20 protein-coding genes and 1 pseudogene are annotated in these 19925 nt (G+C 58.9%); 9 read left to right on the top strand and 12 right to left on the bottom strand.

The genetic code is table 11. The features are described from left to right. Nucleotides 1-387: 387 nt before the first annotated feature. On the bottom strand, nucleotides 388-972 hold the full coding sequence (locus TSA66_RS02870) for a TMEM175 family protein (protein WP_040038907.1): 585 nt from the start codon (nucleotides 970-972) through the stop codon (nucleotides 388-390). Nucleotides 973-1084: 112 nt separating this feature from the next. Further along, on the bottom strand, nucleotides 1085-1996 hold the full coding sequence (locus TSA66_RS02865) for a LysR substrate-binding domain-containing protein (RefSeq protein WP_040038906.1): 912 nt from the start codon (nucleotides 1994-1996) through the stop codon (nucleotides 1085-1087). A 173-nt stretch (nucleotides 1997-2169) separates the two neighbouring features. Between TSA66_RS02865 and TSA66_RS02860 the strand changes: the two genes are divergently transcribed. The 4 genes from TSA66_RS02860 to TSA66_RS02845 all read left to right on the top strand — a co-directional run bounded on the left by TSA66_RS02860 (nucleotide 2170) and on the right by TSA66_RS02845 (nucleotide 4368). After that, nucleotides 2170-2871 (top strand): pirin family protein, encoded by a 702-nt coding sequence (locus tag TSA66_RS02860; RefSeq protein WP_040042125.1) that lies wholly within the window; start codon nucleotides 2170-2172, stop codon nucleotides 2869-2871. Between the two features lie 29 nt (nucleotides 2872-2900). Continuing rightward, entirely contained in the window at nucleotides 2901-3284 is a 384-nt protein-coding gene (locus tag TSA66_RS02855; protein ID WP_052452060.1) for a hypothetical protein, read from the top strand. 100 nt (nucleotides 3285-3384) lie between these two features. Then, nucleotides 3385-3774 (top strand): OsmC family protein, encoded by a 390-nt coding sequence (locus TSA66_RS02850; RefSeq protein ID WP_040038905.1) that lies wholly within the window; start codon nucleotides 3385-3387, stop codon nucleotides 3772-3774. Nucleotides 3775-3816: 42 nt separating this feature from the next. Then, nucleotides 3817-4368, top strand: a complete 552-nt coding sequence (locus TSA66_RS02845; protein ID WP_040038904.1) for an NADPH-dependent FMN reductase — start codon at nucleotides 3817-3819, stop codon at nucleotides 4366-4368. A 524-nt stretch (nucleotides 4369-4892) separates the two neighbouring features. On the opposite strand, the gene TSA66_RS02840 is transcribed toward TSA66_RS02845, so the two are convergent. Both TSA66_RS02840 and TSA66_RS02835 read right to left on the bottom strand, forming a co-directional pair. Further along, entirely contained in the window at nucleotides 4893-5669 is a 777-nt protein-coding gene (locus tag TSA66_RS02840; RefSeq protein WP_040038903.1) for a molybdopterin-binding protein, read from the bottom strand. Continuing rightward, nucleotides 5656-6525 (bottom strand): cytochrome b/b6 domain-containing protein, encoded by an 870-nt coding sequence (locus TSA66_RS02835; protein WP_052452059.1) that lies wholly within the window; start codon nucleotides 6523-6525, stop codon nucleotides 5656-5658. The genes TSA66_RS02840 and TSA66_RS02835 overlap by 14 nt, the downstream gene beginning before the upstream one ends. Nucleotides 6526-6880: 355 nt before the next feature. On the opposite strand from TSA66_RS02835, the gene TSA66_RS02830 reads away from it, so the two are divergent. From TSA66_RS02830 to msrA, 3 genes are all read left to right on the top strand, one after another. Beyond that, nucleotides 6881-8023 (top strand): patatin-like phospholipase family protein, encoded by a 1143-nt coding sequence (locus tag TSA66_RS02830; RefSeq protein WP_084199915.1) that lies wholly within the window; start codon nucleotides 6881-6883, stop codon nucleotides 8021-8023. Between the two features lie 629 nt (nucleotides 8024-8652). Next, nucleotides 8653-9096 (top strand): peptide-methionine (R)-S-oxide reductase MsrB, encoded by a 444-nt coding sequence (msrB, locus tag TSA66_RS02825; RefSeq protein ID WP_232429545.1) that lies wholly within the window; start codon nucleotides 8653-8655, stop codon nucleotides 9094-9096. A 65-nt stretch (nucleotides 9097-9161) separates the two neighbouring features. Beyond that, a complete protein-coding gene (msrA, locus tag TSA66_RS02820; protein ID WP_052452058.1) occupies nucleotides 9162-9929 on the top strand; it encodes a peptide-methionine (S)-S-oxide reductase MsrA in 768 nt (255 codons plus the stop codon). 230 nt (nucleotides 9930-10159) lie between these two features. On the opposite strand, the gene TSA66_RS25315 is transcribed toward msrA, so the two are convergent. From TSA66_RS25315 to TSA66_RS02805, 4 genes and pseudogenes are all read right to left on the bottom strand, one after another. After that, nucleotides 10160-10348: a hypothetical protein gene (locus TSA66_RS25315; RefSeq protein WP_157691579.1), complete on the bottom strand. Its 189-nt coding sequence runs from the start codon at nucleotides 10346-10348 to the stop codon at nucleotides 10160-10162. A gap of 116 nt (nucleotides 10349-10464) precedes the next feature. Next, nucleotides 10465-11277, bottom strand: a complete 813-nt coding sequence (locus TSA66_RS02810; protein ID WP_040038900.1) for a crotonase/enoyl-CoA hydratase family protein — start codon at nucleotides 11275-11277, stop codon at nucleotides 10465-10467. Between the two features lie 68 nt (nucleotides 11278-11345). After that, a complete protein-coding gene (locus TSA66_RS27540; RefSeq protein ID WP_269748412.1) occupies nucleotides 11346-11756 on the bottom strand; it encodes a nuclear transport factor 2 family protein in 411 nt (136 codons plus the stop codon). Nucleotides 11757-11813: 57 nt separating this feature from the next. After that, a pseudogene (locus TSA66_RS02805) lies at nucleotides 11814-13832 on the bottom strand (oxidoreductase); the annotation flags it as partial. 132 nt (nucleotides 13833-13964) lie between these two features. Here TSA66_RS02805 and TSA66_RS02800 point away from each other — a divergent pair. Continuing rightward, entirely contained in the window at nucleotides 13965-14495 is a 531-nt protein-coding gene (locus TSA66_RS02800; protein ID WP_040038898.1) for a PadR family transcriptional regulator, read from the top strand. A gap of 99 nt (nucleotides 14496-14594) precedes the next feature. Here TSA66_RS02800 and TSA66_RS28170 read toward each other — a convergent pair whose 3' ends face one another. Continuing rightward, nucleotides 14595-14771, bottom strand: coding sequence for a hypothetical protein (locus TSA66_RS28170; RefSeq protein WP_157691578.1), 177 nt, complete (start codon nucleotides 14769-14771; stop codon nucleotides 14595-14597). Nucleotides 14772-14833: 62 nt separating this feature from the next. Here TSA66_RS28170 and TSA66_RS27530 point away from each other — a divergent pair, with 62 nt between their 5' ends. Then, nucleotides 14834-15001, top strand: coding sequence for a hypothetical protein (locus TSA66_RS27530; RefSeq protein WP_232429599.1), 168 nt, complete (start codon nucleotides 14834-14836; stop codon nucleotides 14999-15001). Between the two features lie 279 nt (nucleotides 15002-15280). On the opposite strand, the gene TSA66_RS02795 is transcribed toward TSA66_RS27530, so the two are convergent. From TSA66_RS02795 to nosP, 3 genes are read right to left on the bottom strand one after another with little or no spacing between them, the layout of a single operon-like run. Next, nucleotides 15281-17491: a putative bifunctional diguanylate cyclase/phosphodiesterase gene (locus TSA66_RS02795; RefSeq protein ID WP_040038897.1), complete on the bottom strand. Its 2211-nt coding sequence runs from the start codon at nucleotides 17489-17491 to the stop codon at nucleotides 15281-15283. Continuing rightward, a complete protein-coding gene (locus TSA66_RS02790; RefSeq protein ID WP_040038896.1) occupies nucleotides 17481-18626 on the bottom strand; it encodes a sensor histidine kinase in 1146 nt (381 codons plus the stop codon). The genes TSA66_RS02795 and TSA66_RS02790 overlap by 11 nt, the downstream gene beginning before the upstream one ends. Further along, nucleotides 18619-19764 (bottom strand): nitric oxide-sensing protein NosP, encoded by a 1146-nt coding sequence (gene nosP / locus TSA66_RS02785; protein WP_408639498.1) that lies wholly within the window; start codon nucleotides 19762-19764, stop codon nucleotides 18619-18621. The genes TSA66_RS02790 and nosP overlap by 8 nt, the downstream gene beginning before the upstream one ends. Between the last annotated feature and the right edge of the window lie 161 nt (nucleotides 19765-19925).

Raw genomic sequence — 19925 nt, 5'->3', positions numbered from 1 at the left:
GACTGGCCCGCCGGGGTGCACGCTGGTAAAGAGGAAAGGGCCAATCTCCCGGATTGCACCTCCATCGTTACGGGAGGCAAATGCCCCACTGTTCGTCCTTACGACAGAAAGTGGCCGGCAACCGGACATTGACGATACTTGTTTACGTGACCCGTATCGACCGAGGGTGTGTGAAAACGTGAAAATCGAGAACAACAGAACCACAACATGTCGCGAGAGGCTTTCCTTTTACTCAAGTATTTCGTGCTGACTTGGCGGCAAAAACGCGTTTTCACACATCCTCGACCCAAAGCTGCCGTTCAACGTGAAAGATAACTGGCACCAAAGGCGCCCATGTTCATGTGCATGTTAGGCAGCATTCAGTAGTTGATCAGCCAGATTTGCAAGCTACTCCTCCGTTTGAATGATGATCCGCTCAATTCGCTTATCCGGTACCAGCCAAACAAGCGCAACCAACACATAAATAAATTGGGCAAGCCAATGTGCCCAAAATGACGCGCCGATAGCGGTAATGTTGAACAGTGGTGAAAGCTTGCCTTTCCAATCGGTACCTAGAGCGCGCTTGAGGACAGAAGATTGGCCATCAGCCGTAATGATGCAACGTTGGAGAAGATAGTAGCTGATAGCTGCCATGAGAAGAACGAAACCATAGGCTGCCGATGGAAGAGGAGCAAAGTGATTCTCACCCATCCATCCTGTGGTAAAAGGAAATAGCGAGAGCCAAAACAGCAGGTTTAGGTTTGCCCAAAGGATAGTGCCAGACACGTGCTTTGCTGCATGCAGAAGGTGGTGATGATTGTTCCAATAAATGCCAACATAGATGAAGCTCAGTACATAGCTCAAAAAATTGGGCATAAGCGGCTTAAGTGCTTCGAGGTCAGCCCCGTGTGGCACTTTGAGCTCCAATACCATGATGGTGATGATGATTGCAATTACGCCATCACTGAACGCTTCTAGTCGACCTTTTCCCATACCTGGCTTTCTTAATGTCTAACGGTCCGCTGCAACAGTGGTTATCTCGCCTCGCGTTCCGTACCATTCCGGCGCTGCTTCACTGTGCTTCGCACAAGCATGGTTATGGCCGTTATGGCGTCTTCAATAGCCGTAGCAGTGAAGGATTTTTTTGCATACGGTCTATCCACCACTTCAACGCTTGCCCCTCTTCGGCGCTACGCCATGCGAGATAAAACGTTTCCGCTGACCTGGCCTCTTCCACATCCTTCTCGATCAGCAGGCCGGATTCAATCCCATGCCGAGCCCACGGCTCCGGCAGGAAGCCGAAGCCGACAGCGGCGGCCTGGAATTCGTACTTCGTTCTCATGTCGGGTACCGTCAACACATCCTGTCCGAAGAGGAGTCCGACAGTGCGCACCGGAAGCCGGCGCGCAGAATCCGCTACCGAAATGGCACGGTACTCCTGCAAATCATCCTTGGTAAGGGGCCGCGACAAACGGGCCAAGGGATGCGCTGGCGATACCGTAAAGACGAACGGAATTTGCGCCAAGGGCAACGCCGCATAGCCTCCCCCGGATGGGCCTTCGCCTGCAGCGGCAATCAGCAGATCGACGCGCCCGTCAAGCAGTGCCTCCCAGGTGCCAGACAGCGATTCCTGAACAATGCACAATCGCGTCTGGTCGGCGCATGCATAGAACTCGGTAATGTCCTCACTCAAGGCAATCGGCGAAAACAACGAATCCATCCCGATAACGAATTCGGTTTCCCACCCAGACGATACCCGGCGCACCCGGCATTCCAGATCGCCGGCAGCCTTGAGTAAATAGCGCCCTTCGCGCAGCAATTCCCGGCCGGCGGCGGTCAACTCGATCTTGGGGCCGGCGCGCTCGAACAACTGCACGCCAAGGTCCTCTTCCAGTTTGCCGACAGTGTACGAAATCGTCGACGGCACCCGGAACATCTCCTTCGCAGCGCCGGCAAACGAGCCGCGACGGTCAATGGCGTCGATGATTTGCAAGGCGTCGAGGCTGAGTTTTAACATTCGAATATTTTGATGATATGTCGGTAAATTTTCCGTTTTTGTTTCCTGATTTTAGCCACCATAATACAACTCACCAAGATATTCATAGGTAATGTTGAACCGATATCCGGCATTAACCTTGAGAAATGTCGTTCAATATTTTCGAATATAAACCAATTTTGAAAGGATCAACCATGCTGCAAGTTCGCAAAGGCAATGAGCGCGGCGCCGCCAATTTCGGCTGGCTGCAATCGAACCATAGTTTTTCCTTCGGGCACTACTACGATCCGCAGCAGATCGGTTTCGGCCCGCTGCGCGTCATCAATGAGGACCGCGTTGAGCCAGCTGCCGGTTTCGACACCCATGGACATCGGAACATGGAAATCATTTCCTATGTATTGAGCGGTGCGCTCGAGCACAAGGACAGCATGGGCAACGGATCCGTATTGCGTTACGGCGATGTGCAGCGCATGAGCGCCGGCACCGGGGTGCTGCATAGCGAATACAACCCGTCGCAAAGCGAGCGTGTGCACTTCCTGCAGATCTGGATCGAGCCGAACGTGCAGAATATTGCGCCGAGCTATGAGGAAAAGCACTTCGAGCGGGAATCGAAATTCGGCCAGCTGCGCCTGATTGTTTCTCCGGATGGAAGGGGCGGGTCGGTATCGGTGCATCAGGATGCGAACGTCTATGCCGCGATTCTCGACGGCGACGACAACGTGAAATACGAACTGGCTTCCGGTCGCACCGCTTATGTGCACGTCATCCGCGGACGCTTAACGACCAACGACGTTGTGCTGGCATCCGGCGATGCGCTGAAGGTGAGCGACGAAAGCCTGGTGACGTTGTCGCAGGCAGAGGACGCCGAAGTCTTGCTGTTCGATTTGCCATATTGATGCATTGACCAACCATTCCGGAGACTGTCATGGACAACCGAAAAGCGCTGGGCGACCTGACCCATGCGCTGCGCGCCCTGCACCAGGCCGTGGTGCAGGTGGTGCGACGCGAGTATGAAAGGCAATGGGGCGCGGTCGCCCCCGGTCAGCTACTCCAGCTGCTGACCCGCCATCGGGATTTCGACTGGCTGCATGACCTCAGCGAAATGATGGTCGAAATCCACGAGATGCTGGACCATGATCCACTGACATCCGAAGATGTGCGTGCTGTCTACGAAGCGGTTGAAAAGATGCTGGCGCCGGGAGAAAGCGTGACGTCCGGCTTCTCGGCACGCTACCTTGCAGCGTTACAGAATGACCCGGCGCTGGTCATTGCGCACACGGGTGTACGGCGGATACTCGACGCGCTGTAGAGGCGCTCGCGGGGTGACATCCGCTCCCAAAGTCATGGTCGGTTCCTGAAGGCGGATGATACTTTGGCGTGGGCAGGCTAATCAACAGGAGGAGAAGAAAATGGAAATCAGGGTGCATCGGGGTCAGGGCAAGCTCCAGCATGTCATCGAGATCGGACCACATCGCTTGTTGACCGACGTGCCTGCAGCACTGGGCGGCGAAGACACAGGGCCGGAGCCTCACGACCTGCTTGCCGCCGCGCTCGCTGCATGCACGGCGCTTACCGTGACGATGTATGCGAAGCGCAAGGGATGGCGGCTGGACGATATCGATGTCCGCATCGAGCATGGCAAGGTCGACCAGGCTTATGTGCTGACACGCCGTATCGCCTATATTGGCAATCTGAGCGCTGAACAGCGCGATATGCTGACAGCAGTGGCGAACAAATGCCCGGTCCACAAGACACTTTCCGGCGAGATCAGCATCGTTACGCAAGAAGTTTCACCGTAACCATTTTCAGGGCTACTTATCCAGAGAAAAGAAGGAACAGGCATGACCACAATCATCGGCATTTCCGGCAGTTTACGTGCGGCCTCCTTTAACGGCGCATTGTTACGCGCGGCTGCGCAACTCATGCCGCCAGATTCGCAACTCGAGATTGCCACCATCAAGGGCATTCCGCTGTACGACGGCGACCTCGAGACGGCGGAAGGAATCCCGCAACCGGTAGAAGCATTGAAGGATCGCATTGCAAACGCGGACGGCCTGTTGTTGGCCACTCCAGAATATAACAACGGCATTCCCGGCGTGTTCAAGAATGCTATCGACTGGCTGTCGCGTCCGCCGGCGGATATCCCGCGCGTCTTTCGCGATCGCCCGGTGGCCGTTATCGGCGCGTCGCCCGGCGGCTTCGGCACCATCCTGGCCCAGGACGCATGGCTCCCCGTGCTGCGCACCCTAGGGACACGTCCCTGGTTCGGCGGGCGGCTGATGGTGTCGCGTGCCGGGTCGGTATTCGATGCCGGGGGCAACCTGGTTGACGAAAAAATCAGGGGGCAGCTGCAGCAGTTCCTGAACGGATTCGTCGAATTTGCACGATCGTAGGCTTGATCTGCGCATTATTGGCGACGTGAAAGAATAGCTTGGCCGGCAGGACCTATTGCCTATGGGCTTTGGAACGACCGGAGCCGGCTGCATGTCTGACGCTCGCGTGCTGACGGCGACATGCGCTTGGCGACCCAAACCGGCCAGTTGCGTTTTTCCAAAGCGGCCGCTCAGCGACGAAATTGGCGTCACTAGGCATAGGTCGTTGCCCAGTAGTTGATACATCTCCTGGCGGCATGGCGATGAAACTCACGCCTCCCCCCTTCAGACAAACCTCTGCTTGTTGTCTTCGCGGTATGGATGGGCCGCATTGGTCGCTAGTAGGACGGGCAGCAGCCCTTCCGACACATGACACAAATGGCCAAATAAAACGACGTCACAATCAAGGTGAACGAAAACGAAAGCAGGAGTGCTACGAGATCGCACTTGGGCAAGGATAGATATTCGGCGGATATTGTCGATCCTGCCTTTAGGAATGGACACAAGCCTTCGATAGAGTGCCAACTGACGTCGACCCAAGCTTGTCAGATGCCGGCATACCATTGATAGCCGTGGCCGTCTTCCCAATAGCCTCCCTTGCCCCCGCGAATCGTGTCAAGGCTGCTAACCACCTCGATGCGGCTGAGATACTTCGCATGCTTGTAGCCGAGCTGACGTTCCACGCGTAGGCGCAGCGGTGCACCATTCGCGATCGGCAGTTCTCTATCATTCAGGTCATAGGCAAGTATCGTCTGTGGATGAAAGGCGTCGTCCATGTCGATGCTTTCATAGTAAAACTCGGAGCCAGGTCCTTCCATCGGATCACCGCAATGGAACACCACGAAGCGTGCGTCCGAACGCGGGTGCGCGTCGTTGAGCACGTGGCTCAGAGGAACACCGGACCATTTCGCGATGGCGCTCCAGCCTTCCACGCAATCATGCCGCGTGATCTGCGTACGCCTGGGCATGGCCCGAAGCTGTGTCATCGACAGTTGCAGCGGCTTGTCCACCATGCCCTCGACCTTCAGTATCCAGTCCCTGAACCCGTTTGCAGCCAGTGCCTGGTACGCCGGATTTTCCGGGTTGCTGGTGCCATTGCTGCGAAAGTGCGGCGACAGATCGGCCTCAGTGAATTCCTGCGCCATCGTTCGGCGCGACAGCAGCGTCTTGTGCACCGTACGATTCAAATGCTCGCCCTCCGTCAGCAGCTTCCGGAACCACTCGGCCTGTCCTACCCGGTCGCATCCTGCAATGCCCAGTAATGCCAATGCTTCCAGCGAATTGCGAAGGAACGTGCGCCTGCCCTGCCTATGTATTCTCATGGTGCGTTCCCGGGACAGGTTCTGGTGGGACACCGTAGTAACCGGTGATCATGGACCGAAGATGGTTCCACAGGCCGCTGACGATCACTTCGAACACATGGATCAGGACGAATGCAACCAGCATCCACGCGACGATGAAGTGAATGGTGCGCGCCGACTGTCGTCCTCCAAACCAGTTGACCCAGCCTGTAATAGCGCTGTCGAGCATCGGCGACATCGCCATTCCCATCAGCACGATCAGCGGGAGAAGCACAAAGATGACCACGATGTAAGCCAGTTTCTGCAGCACGTTGTAGCGCTTGGCCGCCTCGCCGTGCGGGTGTCGGAACAGAATATGGTCCTTCACCGACTGGCCGATCCCCTTCATGTCCTTGCCGTCCGGAACAAGGTCACGCGCGAGGTGTCCGCTCAACAATGAATACAGGATGTAGGCCAGTCCGTTGATAACGAATAGCCAAGCAAAGAAGAAATGCCACTGCCGTGCAAATGCCAGCGAGTAATAGCTGGGAATGGTAATCCAGGATGGAAAGGCGTTTCGGCGCAACGCACCGCCCGTATCTCTGAAGACGCCCAGCACGCCAGTGGTATCAAACTGATGACCTCCGACGCGCAAAATACCCCTTGCCTCCGGTGGCAGGCCGATTGACGTAATTTCCAGGAGCGCTGGCCGGCCGCTATAGGATGAATCGCCCCAGTAAAGAGCGGGATGCGCATTGAAAATGGACAGGCCGCTCATGAACAGCACGGTCAGACAGAGCACGTTGGTCCAGTGCATGATCCGCACAGGCAAACGATGACGGTAATAAAGCGCCACTCTGCTTGGTGACGAAGGAGATGCAGAAAGCACTCGTTGCATTGTGAATCCCAATCGACAAGGCACACCGCAAACGATCGGCATGAACACAAAACGACGTCATCAAAAGGCGTAGCATGACGCCAATGCGTACACTGAATAGTTCACTATAGGGCGCGGAGACGCGAACGCCAAAGCAGACCAAGGACTTCTGTTTTCAATCAAACTCGCTCTTGCCATACCGCTGGAAACTCGTTGAACTCGGGAAGTCGCTCTGTCGTCGTAGCGCTGAATACTTCGCACGGGCCTTCCTGACGTACTTGCCCTGGAGGAGATCGAGGTGAAGGCGCTTCAACGGAAAAAGCACATTGCCGGAAAGCAGACGCAGCGTGCGCATCACAGCGCCGCACAGCCATCGCTGCCGGGACAAGTCGTGCTGGTACTTCAGGGCGGCGGCGCGCTTGGCGCCTATCAAATCGGCGTGTACCAGGCGCTACATGAAGCGGGCATCGAACCCCACTGGGTCATCGGCACCTCGATCGGCGCGATCAACGGCGCACTTATTGCGGGAAATCCACCGCACCAACGGCTTGAACGCTTGCACGCTTTCTGGAAGCGGGTCGAACAGAATCCGGGCGGTCCGCTGGCCGCGTTCTGGTTCTCGTTGCTAGGCAATGCGTCGATCAATTGGCTGACTTTGGCAGGAGGCATTCCGGCGTTCTGTGTCCCCAATCCCATGGCCGTGCTCGGACAGCACGCACAGGTCGGCGTCGAAAATGCGGCGTATTACCTCACGACACCTCTGCGCGGCACGCTTGCCGGCCTGCTCGACCTCGACTATCTCAACGAGCGGCACACCCGGCTTTCGCTCGGCGCGGTCAAGGTATGCAGCGGCGAAATGCGCTACTTTGACAGTCGCAACGAACCAATCACGATGGACCACATCATGGCTTCGGGCGCCTTGCCGCCCGCGTTTCCGGCAGTTCGCATCGATGGTGAGCTTTATTGGGACGGAGGAATCTACTCGAACACACCGATCGAAGCGGTGCTGGACGACCATCCGCGCCGCAATTCCCTGATTTTTGCCGTGGATGTCTGGAGGCCGGACGGACCGGCGCCCGACACGCTCTGGCAGGTCGTGGGTAGAGAAAAGGACATCAAATACTCCAGTCGTGCCAACAATCACATCGCTCGCCAAAAGCAGATCCATCACCTGCGGCATGTGATTCTTGGGCTGGCGAAGGCGATGCCGGAGAAACTGCGCAATTCTCAGGAGATCAAGGAGCTTGCTTCGTGGGGTTGTCAGACGACTATGCATGTCGTTCGCCTCGTGGCGTCCGGCATCAGTGGAGAAGACCAGATGAAGGACATCGACTTCACCCGTGCGGGAATCCAGGCCCGACGACAGGCCGGGTATGACGACACGCGCCATATGCTTGACGACGCGCCTCGGAGCAGGCCGGTGGATCCCATCGAAGGCGTCATCATCCACGACACCATGTCAGGTGCGCCACTACCGCTGGGTGGTGGCGTGGACGGCTTCGCGGGGAGGACGAAGTAGCACGCTATAAAGGGAATCTGCAGCAGGACGATGTGAGCCACTGCCGTTGTTGAGCTCTACTCATCGCTATATAAATTGCGGCATTCCAGCCTGCCGCTGGCCTCCAGTCAGTTTGCAAGATTGAGACTGACCTTAATACCGCCGCGGAAACCATGCTAAAAAACACCGTGTACCCAGAAATAGCGCGCGTCCGGTTTTGGCCAATCGTCGCCTGTCGTTAATTTCAGGTGAAGGACTGCTCTTTGCGCAAGGATGGCGTGTCGAGTTCGTGTCCCGACTGTGGTGCAAGAATCATTGATTGAGCTGGGCCGATACGAGTGATCACGACATACCGGTCCAGCCGACCTCGATCGACCAAAATACGCAACTACTTATATCGGCATTTGTTGTCAGCATTCGATACGATGGTCGCTCTGTTCGATGATCGTGTTCATTGGCAAGCCGGCACCCACCGACTGCTGCAGCCCAGGAAGATCGCCAAGATATAAAGCCGTACAGCGTGCAAAATATGTAAGGAATTTTTATTTTCTTCGACTAGTTAGTAGCGCAAGGCCTAGCTTGATCGAAGGATAACCATGATGAACAATCCGCGTAGGAATTTATTGGTTCTTGTTGCTGTCGGCTCAGGAATGGCTGTCATTCGAAAATGGCTTCCCGCATCGACTGCGCATTCCGCGGAACACTACGAAGTGACGCATACCGATGCCGAGTGGCGTAAGCTGCTGAGTCCGGCCCAGTACAACGTGCTGCGTGAAGCCGGCACGGAAGCTCCATTTTCCAGTCCGCTTGACCACGAAAAACGCGCTGGCGAATTTGCTTGCGCCGGCTGCGCATTACCGCTTTTTTCGTCTCAAACCAAATTCAACAGCGGCACCGGCTGGCCAAGCTTCTGGAAACCGCTGGAGAATGCCGTTCAAACGCACTCCGATTCCACGTTTGGCATGACGCGTGTCGAAGTGCTATGCCGTCGGTGCGGTAGTCATCTCGGTCATGTGTTCGAGGATGGGCCGCCGCCTACCGGCTTGCGCTACTGCATGAACGGTATTGCGCTGAATTTTGCACCGAGAAGCTAGCTATCTAAGCAAACATCCGCCGCCAATTGCTGCACATTGTTGTCCCACCTTTCCGGAGACGGAACATGACATCGAAGAGCAACGATTTTTCAAAGCCAGTTCGGTCATTGATCAACAAGGGGGCGGACCTGATGGCAACAATGGCAGTGGTCGTTGCCTGTTTGTATCCGATGGGCGGAGCCATCGCCGAAACGGCGGTTAAAATCCCGCCGCCGGCAAGCGATCTTGTAGCACAGACCCGAAATGCGCCGGATACGGCCGTATTCGCCGGTGGCTGTTTCTGGGGCATTCAGGCGGTATTTCAACATACAAAGGGCGTCGTGAATGCCGTGTCGGGATACGCAGGCGGCGAGAAAGAAACGGCCGACTATTCCCACGTCAGTTCCGGATATACCGGGCATGCGGAATCTGTACTGATTACTTATGACCCCAAACAGATTTCATATGGCAATCTGTTGCAGATTTACTTTTCCGTTGCGCATGATCCGACACAACTCAACAAGCAATATCCTGATGTCGGAACGCAGTATCGCTCAGCCATTTTCTATAAGGATGCCGATCAAAGGCGGGTTGCGGAACAATACATCAGGCAACTGGCCGCAGCGCACGTGTATCAGAACAAGATTGTGATCCGGCTTAGTCCTTTGACTGCCTTTTATGCTGCCGAGAACTACCATCAGGACTACGCGACTCTGCATCCGGAATCGGGCTATATCGCGCAATTCGACTTGCCGAAAATCGCCGCCCTGAAGAAGCTGTTTCCAGAACAGTATCGGGAATCCCCGGTGCTGGTGGCCTCGCAACAGGCTGCGAAAGCGGCCGAGGAAAAATAGCCGCAAACCAGCCTCGAGAAGCGGCTATTGGCCGGAAAACAGCCGAATGGCAACGGACGGTAGCCGACCCACGCCTGCCATTCGCACTTGGATCTACGTCGGCCGATAGCAGACGTTCAATGACAAAGAATCGCTGAACCCGCTGCAATGCGTCAGCGTCCTCGTCCGACCCTTGCCGCACCATCAGCGCCCGCAGTTTTGCGTTGGCGCCAGCACGCCATGGAAGCGGATTAGGTGCAGGCGCAGGCGTAGCACCAGCGCGACCGCTGCGTGCGCGCCTCGTCCCCATCGGCGTCCGGCTCGGCCACGCAGGTCTGCGCCAACTCCTCGATCAGCTCGCCGGCAGCCAACCTGTAGGAGCACGGGGCCGATGGCGGCGCGCTAATCGTCTTCGATACCGCCACCTTCAAGGAGGCCAATCGGATGCCCATGCAGAGCAGGGCAAGTACAACCTGCACAACAAGATCACGCGCCCGGAAGGGACGAGCCACTGAGCCTGGTCCCGCAGGAGGGCTGCCCCCTCCTGCGAACGCGCTCAATCCTTGAAGCTCGGCACCTTCTTAGCCATGTTGGCCATCATGGCCTCGGTGAGGTCCTGGCTCATGAGCATGGCGGCATTCCACGTGGCGATGTAGTTGAGGCTGTCGGCCACCGAGTGGTCGCGGGCGTAGGTAATCATTTCCTTGGTACCACGGATCGACAACGGTGACTTGGCGGCGATGGTGGCGGCGATTTCTTGCACGCCCGCATACAGCGCCTCGCGCGAATCGAACACTCGGTTCACCAGGCCAATGTCCTTGGCCTCCTGCGCATCGAACTTGCGGCCGGTGTAGGCCAGCTCGCGCACGATGCCCTCGCCCACCAGCTTGGGCAGGCGCTGCAGCGTGCCGACGTCGGCGGTCATGCCAATGTCGATCTCCTTGATGGTGAAGTAGGCATCGGCGCTGCAGTAGCGCATGTCGGCGCAGGTGACGAGGTCGATGCCGCCGCCAATGCAGCCGCCATGGATGGCCGCAAGCACGGGCTTGCGGCAGCGCTCCAGGCTGGTCAGCGTGTCCTGCAGGTCGAGGATGACGCGGCGCAGCGCCTCGCGCGTGCGGCCGTCGCACTCGTTCCGGATCTGCGGACCCAGGCCCATCATCATCTGCAGGTCGATGCCGGCGGTGAAGTACTTGCCCTCGCCTTGCAGCACGGCTACGCGGGCTTCGGGCGTAACATCCACCCACTGGAAGGCCTGGCGGATTTCCTGCCACATGGTGGCGCTCATGGCGTTGGCCTTTTCCGGGCGGTTCAGGCGCACGGTGGCGATGTGGTTCTCTAGCGAGACGGACAGGGTTTCATACTGCATGGGCGACTCCTTTGAATGTGTTGGGGCTCCGACGCCCGAGTGCCAGGCGCCAGCGGCTACAAATGAAATCAGGCCTTCACACCCTTCATGGCGGCGAGGTACGGTGCCAGGCGCTTGCCCATCTCGTCGCCCAGGGCCTGCAGGCCGCTCATGGGGCGCACCATCACCTCGAAATCGACGATCTTGCCCTCGTCGTCGAAGCGCACCATGTCGATGCCCTTGAGCTCCTTGCCGTTGACCTTGGCCGAGAACTCCAGCACCACGCTGTGGCCATCGGCGTCGGCGAACTGGCGGTGGTAGGTGAAGTCCTCGAACACCTTGACCACCGTGCCCAGGATAAGCTGCACGGCCTGCGCGCTGGGGTACGGCGTGTGCGCCATGGGCGAGCGGAACACGGCCTTGGGGTGCAGGATGGAGGGCAGCTCGGCCAAGTTGGCCTCGGCCACCATGGCGTGCCATTTCTCCAGGCTCTCGGCCACGGCCGGAGCGAGGCGCGGGGCCGCTGCGGCCACCTCTTCCTTGCGCGCCGTGGTGTCTAGGTTCAGTGCCAGTTCCGTGCCCTGCTTGATGGCGCGCTTGGCATCCAGTTCGACAGCCTTGTCGGCGCCGCCGATCAGGTGCACGCTGCAGCCCGCGGCCAGCAGTTCGGCCTGCAGTTCGCGCTGCGGATCCTGGCCGGCGCAGAGGATGACGTTGTCCACGGGGAGCACCATGTCCTTGCCATCGACGGTGATGTGCAGGCCGGCGTCGTTCACCTTGCGGTACTGCACGCCGGGGATCATCTCCACGTTGCGGTTCTTCAGCGAGGTGCGGTGGATCCAGCCCGTGGTCTTGCCCAGGCCGTCGCCGACCTTGCTGGTCTTGCGCTGCAACAGGTACACCTTGCGCGGGATGGCGCCGATGTGTGCTGGCTTGAGGCCGCCGCGCGCGCTGCCCGTGGTGTCCACACCCCATTCGGCGAAGAACTTGGCGGCATCCAGGCTGGGACTGGTACTCTCGTGCAGCAGATATTCCGACACATCGAAGCCGATGCCTCCGGCACCGATCACCGCCACGGTTTGGCCCACGGGCTTCTTGTCACGCAGCACGTCGAGGTAGCCCAGCACCTTGGGATGGTGAACACCCTCTATCTCGGGCGTGCGCGGCACGATGCCAGTGGCCAGCACGACGTGCTGGTAGCCCTCTTTCACCAAGTCCTGCGCGCTGACCTTGCGCCCCAGTTGCAGCTTCACGCCAGTGAGTTCGATCTGCTTGCCGAAGTAGCGCAGCGTCTCGTAGAACTCTTCCTTACCCGGCACCTGCTTGGCGACGTTGAACTGACCGCCGATTTCCTGGGCGGCGTCGATCAGCGTGACGTCGAAGCCGCGCCGGGCCGCCGTGGTGGCAAAGGCCAGCCCTGCCGGCCCGGCGCCGACCACCGCGATGCGCTCCTTGTTGGCGGCAGGTTGCTCAATGAGGATGGTTTCGTGGCAGGCGCGCGGGTTGACCAGGCAGGAGGTGATCTTGCCGCCGAAGGTATGGTCCAGGCAGGCCTGGTTGCAGCCGATGCAGGTGTTGATCTGGTCGGCCAGGCCGGCGGCGGCCTTGTTCACAAAGTCGGGGTCGGCCAGGAAGGGGCGCGCCATGCTCACCATGTCGGCACAGCCCTCGGCCAGCACCTGCTCGGCCACCTCCGGAGTGTTGATGCGGTTGGTGGCCACCAGCGGAATGCCCACCTTGCCCTTGAGCTGCTTGGTCACCCAGGCAAAGGCCGCACGCGGCACCTTGGTGGCGATGGTGGGAATGCGCGCCTCATGCCAGCCGATGCCAGTGTTGAGGATGGTGACGCCGGCCTTCTCCAGCGCCTGTGCCAGCTCGATCACTTCCTCGGTGGTAGAGCCACCTTCCACGAGATCGAGCATGGACAGACGGAAGATGATGATGAAGTTCGCCCCCACGCGTTCACGCGTGCGGCGCACGATCTCCAGCGGAAAGCGGATGCGGTTGGCGTAGGAACCACCCCATTCATCGTCACGGTGATTGGTGTGCGCGGCAATGAATTCGTTGATGAGATAGCCCTCGGAGCCCATGATCTCCACGCCGTCGTACCCGGCGCTCTGCGCCAGGGCTGCGGCGTTGGCATAGTCCTCCACAGTCTGCGCCACTTCTTCGGTGGTCATGGCATGCGGGCGGAACGGGCTGATGGGCGCCTTGATGGCGCTGGGCGCCACCAGCTCGGGATGGTAGGCATAGCGGCCGAAGTGCAGGATCTGCATGCAGATTTTGCCGCCCGCCTCGTGCACGGCCTGGGTGACGACCTTGTGCTTGTCGGCCTCAGCCTGCGTGGTCATGGCGGCCCCACCGGGCATGGGGCGCGCGCGGTCGTTGGGGGCAATGCCGCCCGTTACGATCAGGCCGACCCCGCCAAGAGCGCGCTCAGCGTAGAAGGCGGCCATGCGCTGGAAGCCGTCCTTGGCCTCCTCCAGCCCCACATGCATGGAGCCCATGAGCACGCGGTTCTTGAGGGTGGTAAAGCCCAGATCGAGCGGGGCCAGCATGTGGGGGTAAGCGTTCATGGCGGGATCCTTGTCTGAATGTGCCTAGGGGGAAAGCGGACAAACTATGCAATTGGTTGCATAGTCTAGAGCGTGATTGGAATTTATGCAACCAGTTGCATAAATGCTCGTCTGCGCCTAGACTTGCCACCTATGTCGCTTTCCCATGCCGTTCTCACCTCTCTGCTCGAAAAAGCCACTTCGGGCTACGACCTGGCACGTCGCTTCGACAAGTCCATCGGCTATTTCTGGCACGCCACCCACCAGCAGATTTACCGCGAGCTGGCGCGCATGGAGGCCGCAGGCTGGATCGAATCGAGTTCAGCGCCAGATGCCGGAAAGACCCGCAAGCGGGAATACCGCGTGCTTCCCGCCGGCCGCGCAGAACTGATTCGGTGGGCCCATGAACCCTCGCCGCCGATGGATTTACGGGACGAATTCATGGTCAAGCTGCGCGCCGATGCCGCACTGCGTGAAGTCGATCTGCGCCCCGAAATCCGGCGCCAGATTGAACGGCACCAGGAGAAGCTGGCGCACTACCGGACCATCGAAGAACGGGATTTCCTGCATGGCGGTGCCCTCACGCGCGAAGCACGCATCCAGCACATGATCCTCAAGAAAGGCATCCTGTACGAAGAGGTTTCCATCGCATGGGCACAGGAGATGCTGGACGTTCTGGCATAAATACTTCCACCCACGGCATAGAAAAAGCAGGCCTGCCAGGGTGCGAACACCGTTGCAGGCTGCTCAGCAGAAATCAATTCACGTCGTGCTGCTTGTTGTTCACGTTGAACTTGCCGTAGGCGCAATCAGGCGGGGATCCTCGATAACGGTCTTGAGCGGGCGCACTATGGCTGCTTCATTATTGGCCGCAGAGCCGAAGCGATGGATCAGCGTGACGGCGCCACCGTGGCCTTCGTCGGCCTTGAGCCCAGCGCAGTCCAGCGGATGCCGCGTCATGCGACATGCACCGCATGGCAGGCAGATCCCTCGGCGCTTGCAGCTGAAAGCCAGCAGCTGTCGTGGCCGCACTCGCCGCAGCGCAGCCGTCGGAAGCCGTGCGCCCGGATGCCGCACTCGAGGAAGGCGTCGAATTCGTCCTTGATGAGATGGGGCAGCTCCGCTCCGGTGCGGGCTTCGGTCTGCGCGATAAGGCTGGCCGCATGCTGCCAGTCAAGATTTCTAAGTGACGGGCAGCTTTGTCTTCCAGAACGGACTTCACACAAAAAATAATCTCGTCTCATCTGGTTGGACGCAAACGGAATGTCAATCTAATTACTGGAGACTTCTGAGTCTGGAGGGAGATGTCAATCTGATTACTGCAGGCTGCTTATTTCGCTTTAGATCAACGATGTGTCTCAAACCTTGGTCGAATTACTGCGTTCAGACAGGAGTAGATTATCTCTAGGGTTTGACGACGCAAAAATGTCAATCTCTATTCCTGCCTATCAAAATCGTTCTATGCTTAATTAGTGCCGCGTCCGCTGTTCAATCCAGCCCGCCAATTCATCGACGGGCATCGGTCTGCCATACAGAAAGCCCTGCACCGTGTCGCAGCCGAGATTGCGCAGGCAGCGCACCTGCGCCGCAGTCTCCACGCCCTCGGCTACCGTTTCGGCGCCGAGCTTGTGGGCCAGCGTGATGATGGTTTCTGCGAACAGGTCACCTCGGCCGCGGTCGATCTCCACGACGAACGAGCGATCGATCTTGATGCAGTCGATCGGCAACTGCCGCAGATAGCCGAGCGATGAGTAGCCGGTGCCGAAATCGTCGATCGTGATCTGGATACCCTCCTGTTTCAGCGCGTGCAGATTGCGCAATACCACCTGCGGCTCATCCAGCAGCTGGCTTTCGGTGATTTCCAGTTCGAGCGCGGATGGTGGAACGCCGCGTGCGGCGAGCGTGCGCACCACGCGTTCGGGAAAATCGGGCCGCCGCATCTGCGGCATGCTGACATTGACTGCGAAGCGGCGCGGCGCATGTCCTGAGGCCGCGAGCCGGGAAAACGCGGCACAGCTCTGGTCGAGTACCCAGGCGCCGATATCGACGATTAAGCCGGATTCCTCGGCCAGCGGAATGAATACTCCCGGCGGCTGGGTGAAGCCGCTGGTATCCGGCCAGCGTGCCAGCGCTTCGAGGCCGATCACGCCGTCATCGGCCAGCGACACTTGCGGCTGAAACCAGACAGCCAGGCGGCCATCGTGAAAATCCCGGCGCAGCTGGCGTAGCACCTCGAGACGCCAGTGTGTGTGCTGCTCCATGTCGGGTGAAAAATAGAGCGGTCCGCCGTGCGGATTGATGCGGGCCCGGGTGAATGCGATGTCGGCGCGATTGAATAGCGTATGGCCGCTTTCGCCTCCGTTAATGCGGCACAGGCCGATGGTTGCACTGATCGGCAATAGCTGGTCGCCGGCGGCGAACGGTTCCTGCAGCAGTGCCTGCAGGTGATCGGGTGACAGCTGCTCTTCCGGGCCGATCAGGCCGAATGTATCCGCGCCTATGCGCGCCAGATGACAGTCAGGACAGGCCAGACCAATGCGCTTGCCCATGGCGATCAGCAACTGGTCGGCGACGGCGTGGCCAAGCGCATTGTTGATATCGGTGAAGCGATCGATGTCGATCATGCAAACCACGTGGCCCTTCGGTGCGTTGGCAGCGGCCTTGTTCAACTCCTCGATGAAACAGGTGCGGTTAGGAAGGCGCGTCAGCGGATCGTGGTAGGCAATGTAGTTCAGGCGTTCGACCAGCGTGACATTGCCGAAACAGGTCAAGAGGTTGACGGCAAAAATATCCAGCAATTGGCGCTCGACCGCCGTCAGCGGTCTATTGTTCCGGACGAGCATGACTGCCTGACGGCGGCCGCCGCGCAGGTATAAAGCAATATGCCTTGCCGTGAAACAGTGTGCCTGATGCGCCAGGCATTCCCGAATGGTGGAAACCAGTTCCGGATCGTCCAGCTGTTCCAGCGGGCGGCCCACGGCGGCGGCGATTTTATCGGTGGCGGCAACGACATGAGGCAATTCCAGCTTGCTGTCGTTGCCGGCGATGCTGCCCTGCACGCAAACACCCTCCTCGCCGCGCAGGTGTAACAGCGACATCAAGAGCTGCAGCGCATTGTTGGCGAAGCTGCCGATTTCCTGCGCTTGCATCAGGCTCGGCGTGGCGGTGACGATCAATTCCAGTCCGCGCCGGTTGTCGCTGATGGTGCGCAATTGATCATAGGAGCGGATCGCGGCAATCAATGCCGTCACCAGCCGGGTATGAGTGAGCTCGGCCTTGGTCTTGTAGTCGTTGATGTCGTAGTCGCGGATCACCTTCAGTTCCGGCGCATGGCCGGGCTGGCCGGTACGCAGAATGATGCGCACGTCGGTCAGGCCGAATTCATGGCGGATGCGCTGCACCAGATCCAGGCCGGCGTTCGGGCTTTCCATCACCACGTCGAGCAGGATGACGGCGACTTCCGGCTCCGCTTCCAAAATGGCAGCTGCCTCGGCGGCGGAGCGGGCATTGATCAGCTGCAAAGGCCGGCCGGCAATGCGTAGATTATGAAACGCAAAGCGAGTCGCCTCGTGCACCTCGGCGTCATCATCGACAATCAGCAATTTCCACGGTGCGCCGGCCGCGTCAGTGGGCTCGGGTTCCGCATCGAGAAAGTTGAGCGGTTCATCTTCAGGCTGCATGGTTTTCCTTCTCGGCGGCCGGCGCCTGCGGCGCTACCCGCGGCAGCAGCAGTTCGAAGCGTGCGCCCTGCCCCGGACTGCTGGCAAGGGTGATGGTGCCGCCCAACACGACCGTCGCCAGGTTGTAGACAATGTACAACCCGAGGCCGCTGCCGCCTTTTCCCAGCTTGGTGGTGAAAAATGGGTCGAATGCACGGCGCGCAGTCGCTTCGTTCATGCCGATACCGTTGTCGCTAAAGCACAGTGCGATCTGATCCTGGCCGCGCTGTTCGGCGCTGACGCGGATGGTGCCCTCGTCGATGCCTTCAAGCCCATGCAGCAGCGAATTGGTCAGCAGATTGGCGATGATTTGCTCAATCGGGCCGGGATAACCCTCGAGTTCGATGCCCGGCTCGACCGCGACTTCCAGGCGATGCCGGGTATGCCTGAGGTTGGGCTGCAGCGTCGACAGCACTTCGTCCAGTGCCTGGCGCAGATCGAATTTGCGGCGGCGCATGCTGGTCTGGTCGACTGCCACTTGCTTGAAATTGCCGATCAGGGCCGCGGCGCGCTGCGAGTTTCGTTCGATCAGTTGCGCGGCTTCGCGGCATTGGGCAATGAAATCGAGCAGAGCCTGCTTGCTCAGGCTGCCAGCATTGAACCGATCCGTGAAAGTGCAGATCACCTCGTTCAGTGCCGAGGCCACGGTCAGCGAGTTGCCCAGCGGCGTATTGAGTTCGTGCGCCACGCCGGCCACCAGGCTCCCAAGTGCGGCCAGTTTCTCGGCTTGTACCAGCTGGTTCATCGCCTGTTCCAGCCGGACGATCAGGACTTTCTGCTCTTCGCGCTCGCGCTCGAGTGCGGCATGCGCCCGCTTGCGCTCTTCGATTTCGCGCTCCATCTGCTCTTTGGTGCGTTGCAGATCGCGGTTGATCTTTTCATTTTCGCGCAGCGCCGCCTCCAGTTCGCGGGTCCGGTCGCGCACCTGGTCTTCGAGAACGATGGCGGTTTGGAACAAGCCGAAATCGGATCCCTGCGCATTCATACTGCGCTCGGCGCGATTCATCAGCGCCTGCACCACTTTGTTGAGGCGCACGATTTCATTGCGCAGCCGCTGTTCCTCGGCGGCAGCGGCGGATGCCAGCAGTTCAGCCATCGCGCGGGCAGCCGAAAGCGATGCCGGTCAGCGTCTGGTTGACGTGCACGCCACGGTACTGTTCTCCGTAAGTACTGAATCCGATCGCGTTATTTCGGTGCAGTACGGCTCCTACCGCCTCTTTCAGGCCGCTTTGCGTAATTTCCAGGTTGCGCAGCACGCAGTCGCACGCAATCACCATTTGCAGCGGGCCGACGGACGCACGCAAACTATCGAACGCGTGCTCCAGGTTGCCCAGCAAATCCACGCCCCGTACCACGCGCAGCACCAGGCCTTCGTCGATTGCGCAGTAAAAAGTCAGGCTGCCGTCCGGGTTGGCACTCTGAATCGAACGCACATAGTCGGTGCCGTCAATCGCCACTACCACCGGCGACGCGGCGAAGCGCTTCGGATTTAACTCAGTCACTTGGGTGCCGACTACGCGCGCGTACTCCTCGGCTGCCGGCAAACCGTTAATTTCCTTGACGATGCGGCGGGCGGCGTCGGCTTCGGTGACCACCAGCCGCTCAGCTTCGCTGACGAAGTGCTGGGTCTTGAAAATCTTGAAGGGAAGCGTGCTGCTGACCAAAATCAGCGCGGCACTGTCAGAGTGAAACTTGTTTTGGTGAAAGACCCAGGCGTGCGCCAATTCCAGGTCGTCTCCGGCGGAACCACCGAACAGCGGTATCTGTCCCAATCCGTCCTGCAACGAGCGGGCCACCGCCTCTTCGCGCCGAGACATGCCGTCGATCAACAGAAACGCAAAGCTGTTGCTAGTGTCGGCCGCCGGCGCATGGCTTTCCAGTTGCTGCAGCAGTGACTGTGCGAAGCGACGTCCACTGACAATCTCGAACTGCTGGAGTTGGCTGATGTGCCCGATCACCGCCTTACATACACAGGACGAAAAACTGGCTCCAGTGATGCTGTGATTTTGATAGCCGGCCGGCCCGATTTCACCGGCTGTCGTGCAGCCAACCACGGTCACGCCGGCGAACAGGTGGTTCACTTCTTCGGCAATGGCATCGAGGTCATACAGGCTCGAACAAAAGAAGATCACTAGCTCGGCATCGGGTTGTTGAATACCAGCATGAAGTTCGCGCACGGCAGTGCGCGCGTCTACCGCGCAAGATTGCGCAGTACGAACATAGTTCTGTGAAATCACTGCTTATGTCCCATCGCGACACTGCGGCACTTTCCTAATCCGGCCATGTGCTCTTTCTTTTGAGCTCAGTCCATGTGGCAAAGTTCAAATGTGGCGTGGGCGAGTCTTCGTCCCTGGAAAGGATATACCAAGTCACAATCGCTTCGGTTTTCTTGAAA

This window comes from Noviherbaspirillum autotrophicum (genome assembly GCF_000818395.1).
In the GTDB taxonomy this organism is placed as follows: Bacteria; Pseudomonadota; Gammaproteobacteria; order Burkholderiales; family Burkholderiaceae_D; genus Noviherbaspirillum; species Noviherbaspirillum autotrophicum.
The sequence above is the reverse complement of the archived record's forward strand: the minus strand, read 5'-3'. Positions and strand labels throughout refer to the sequence as shown.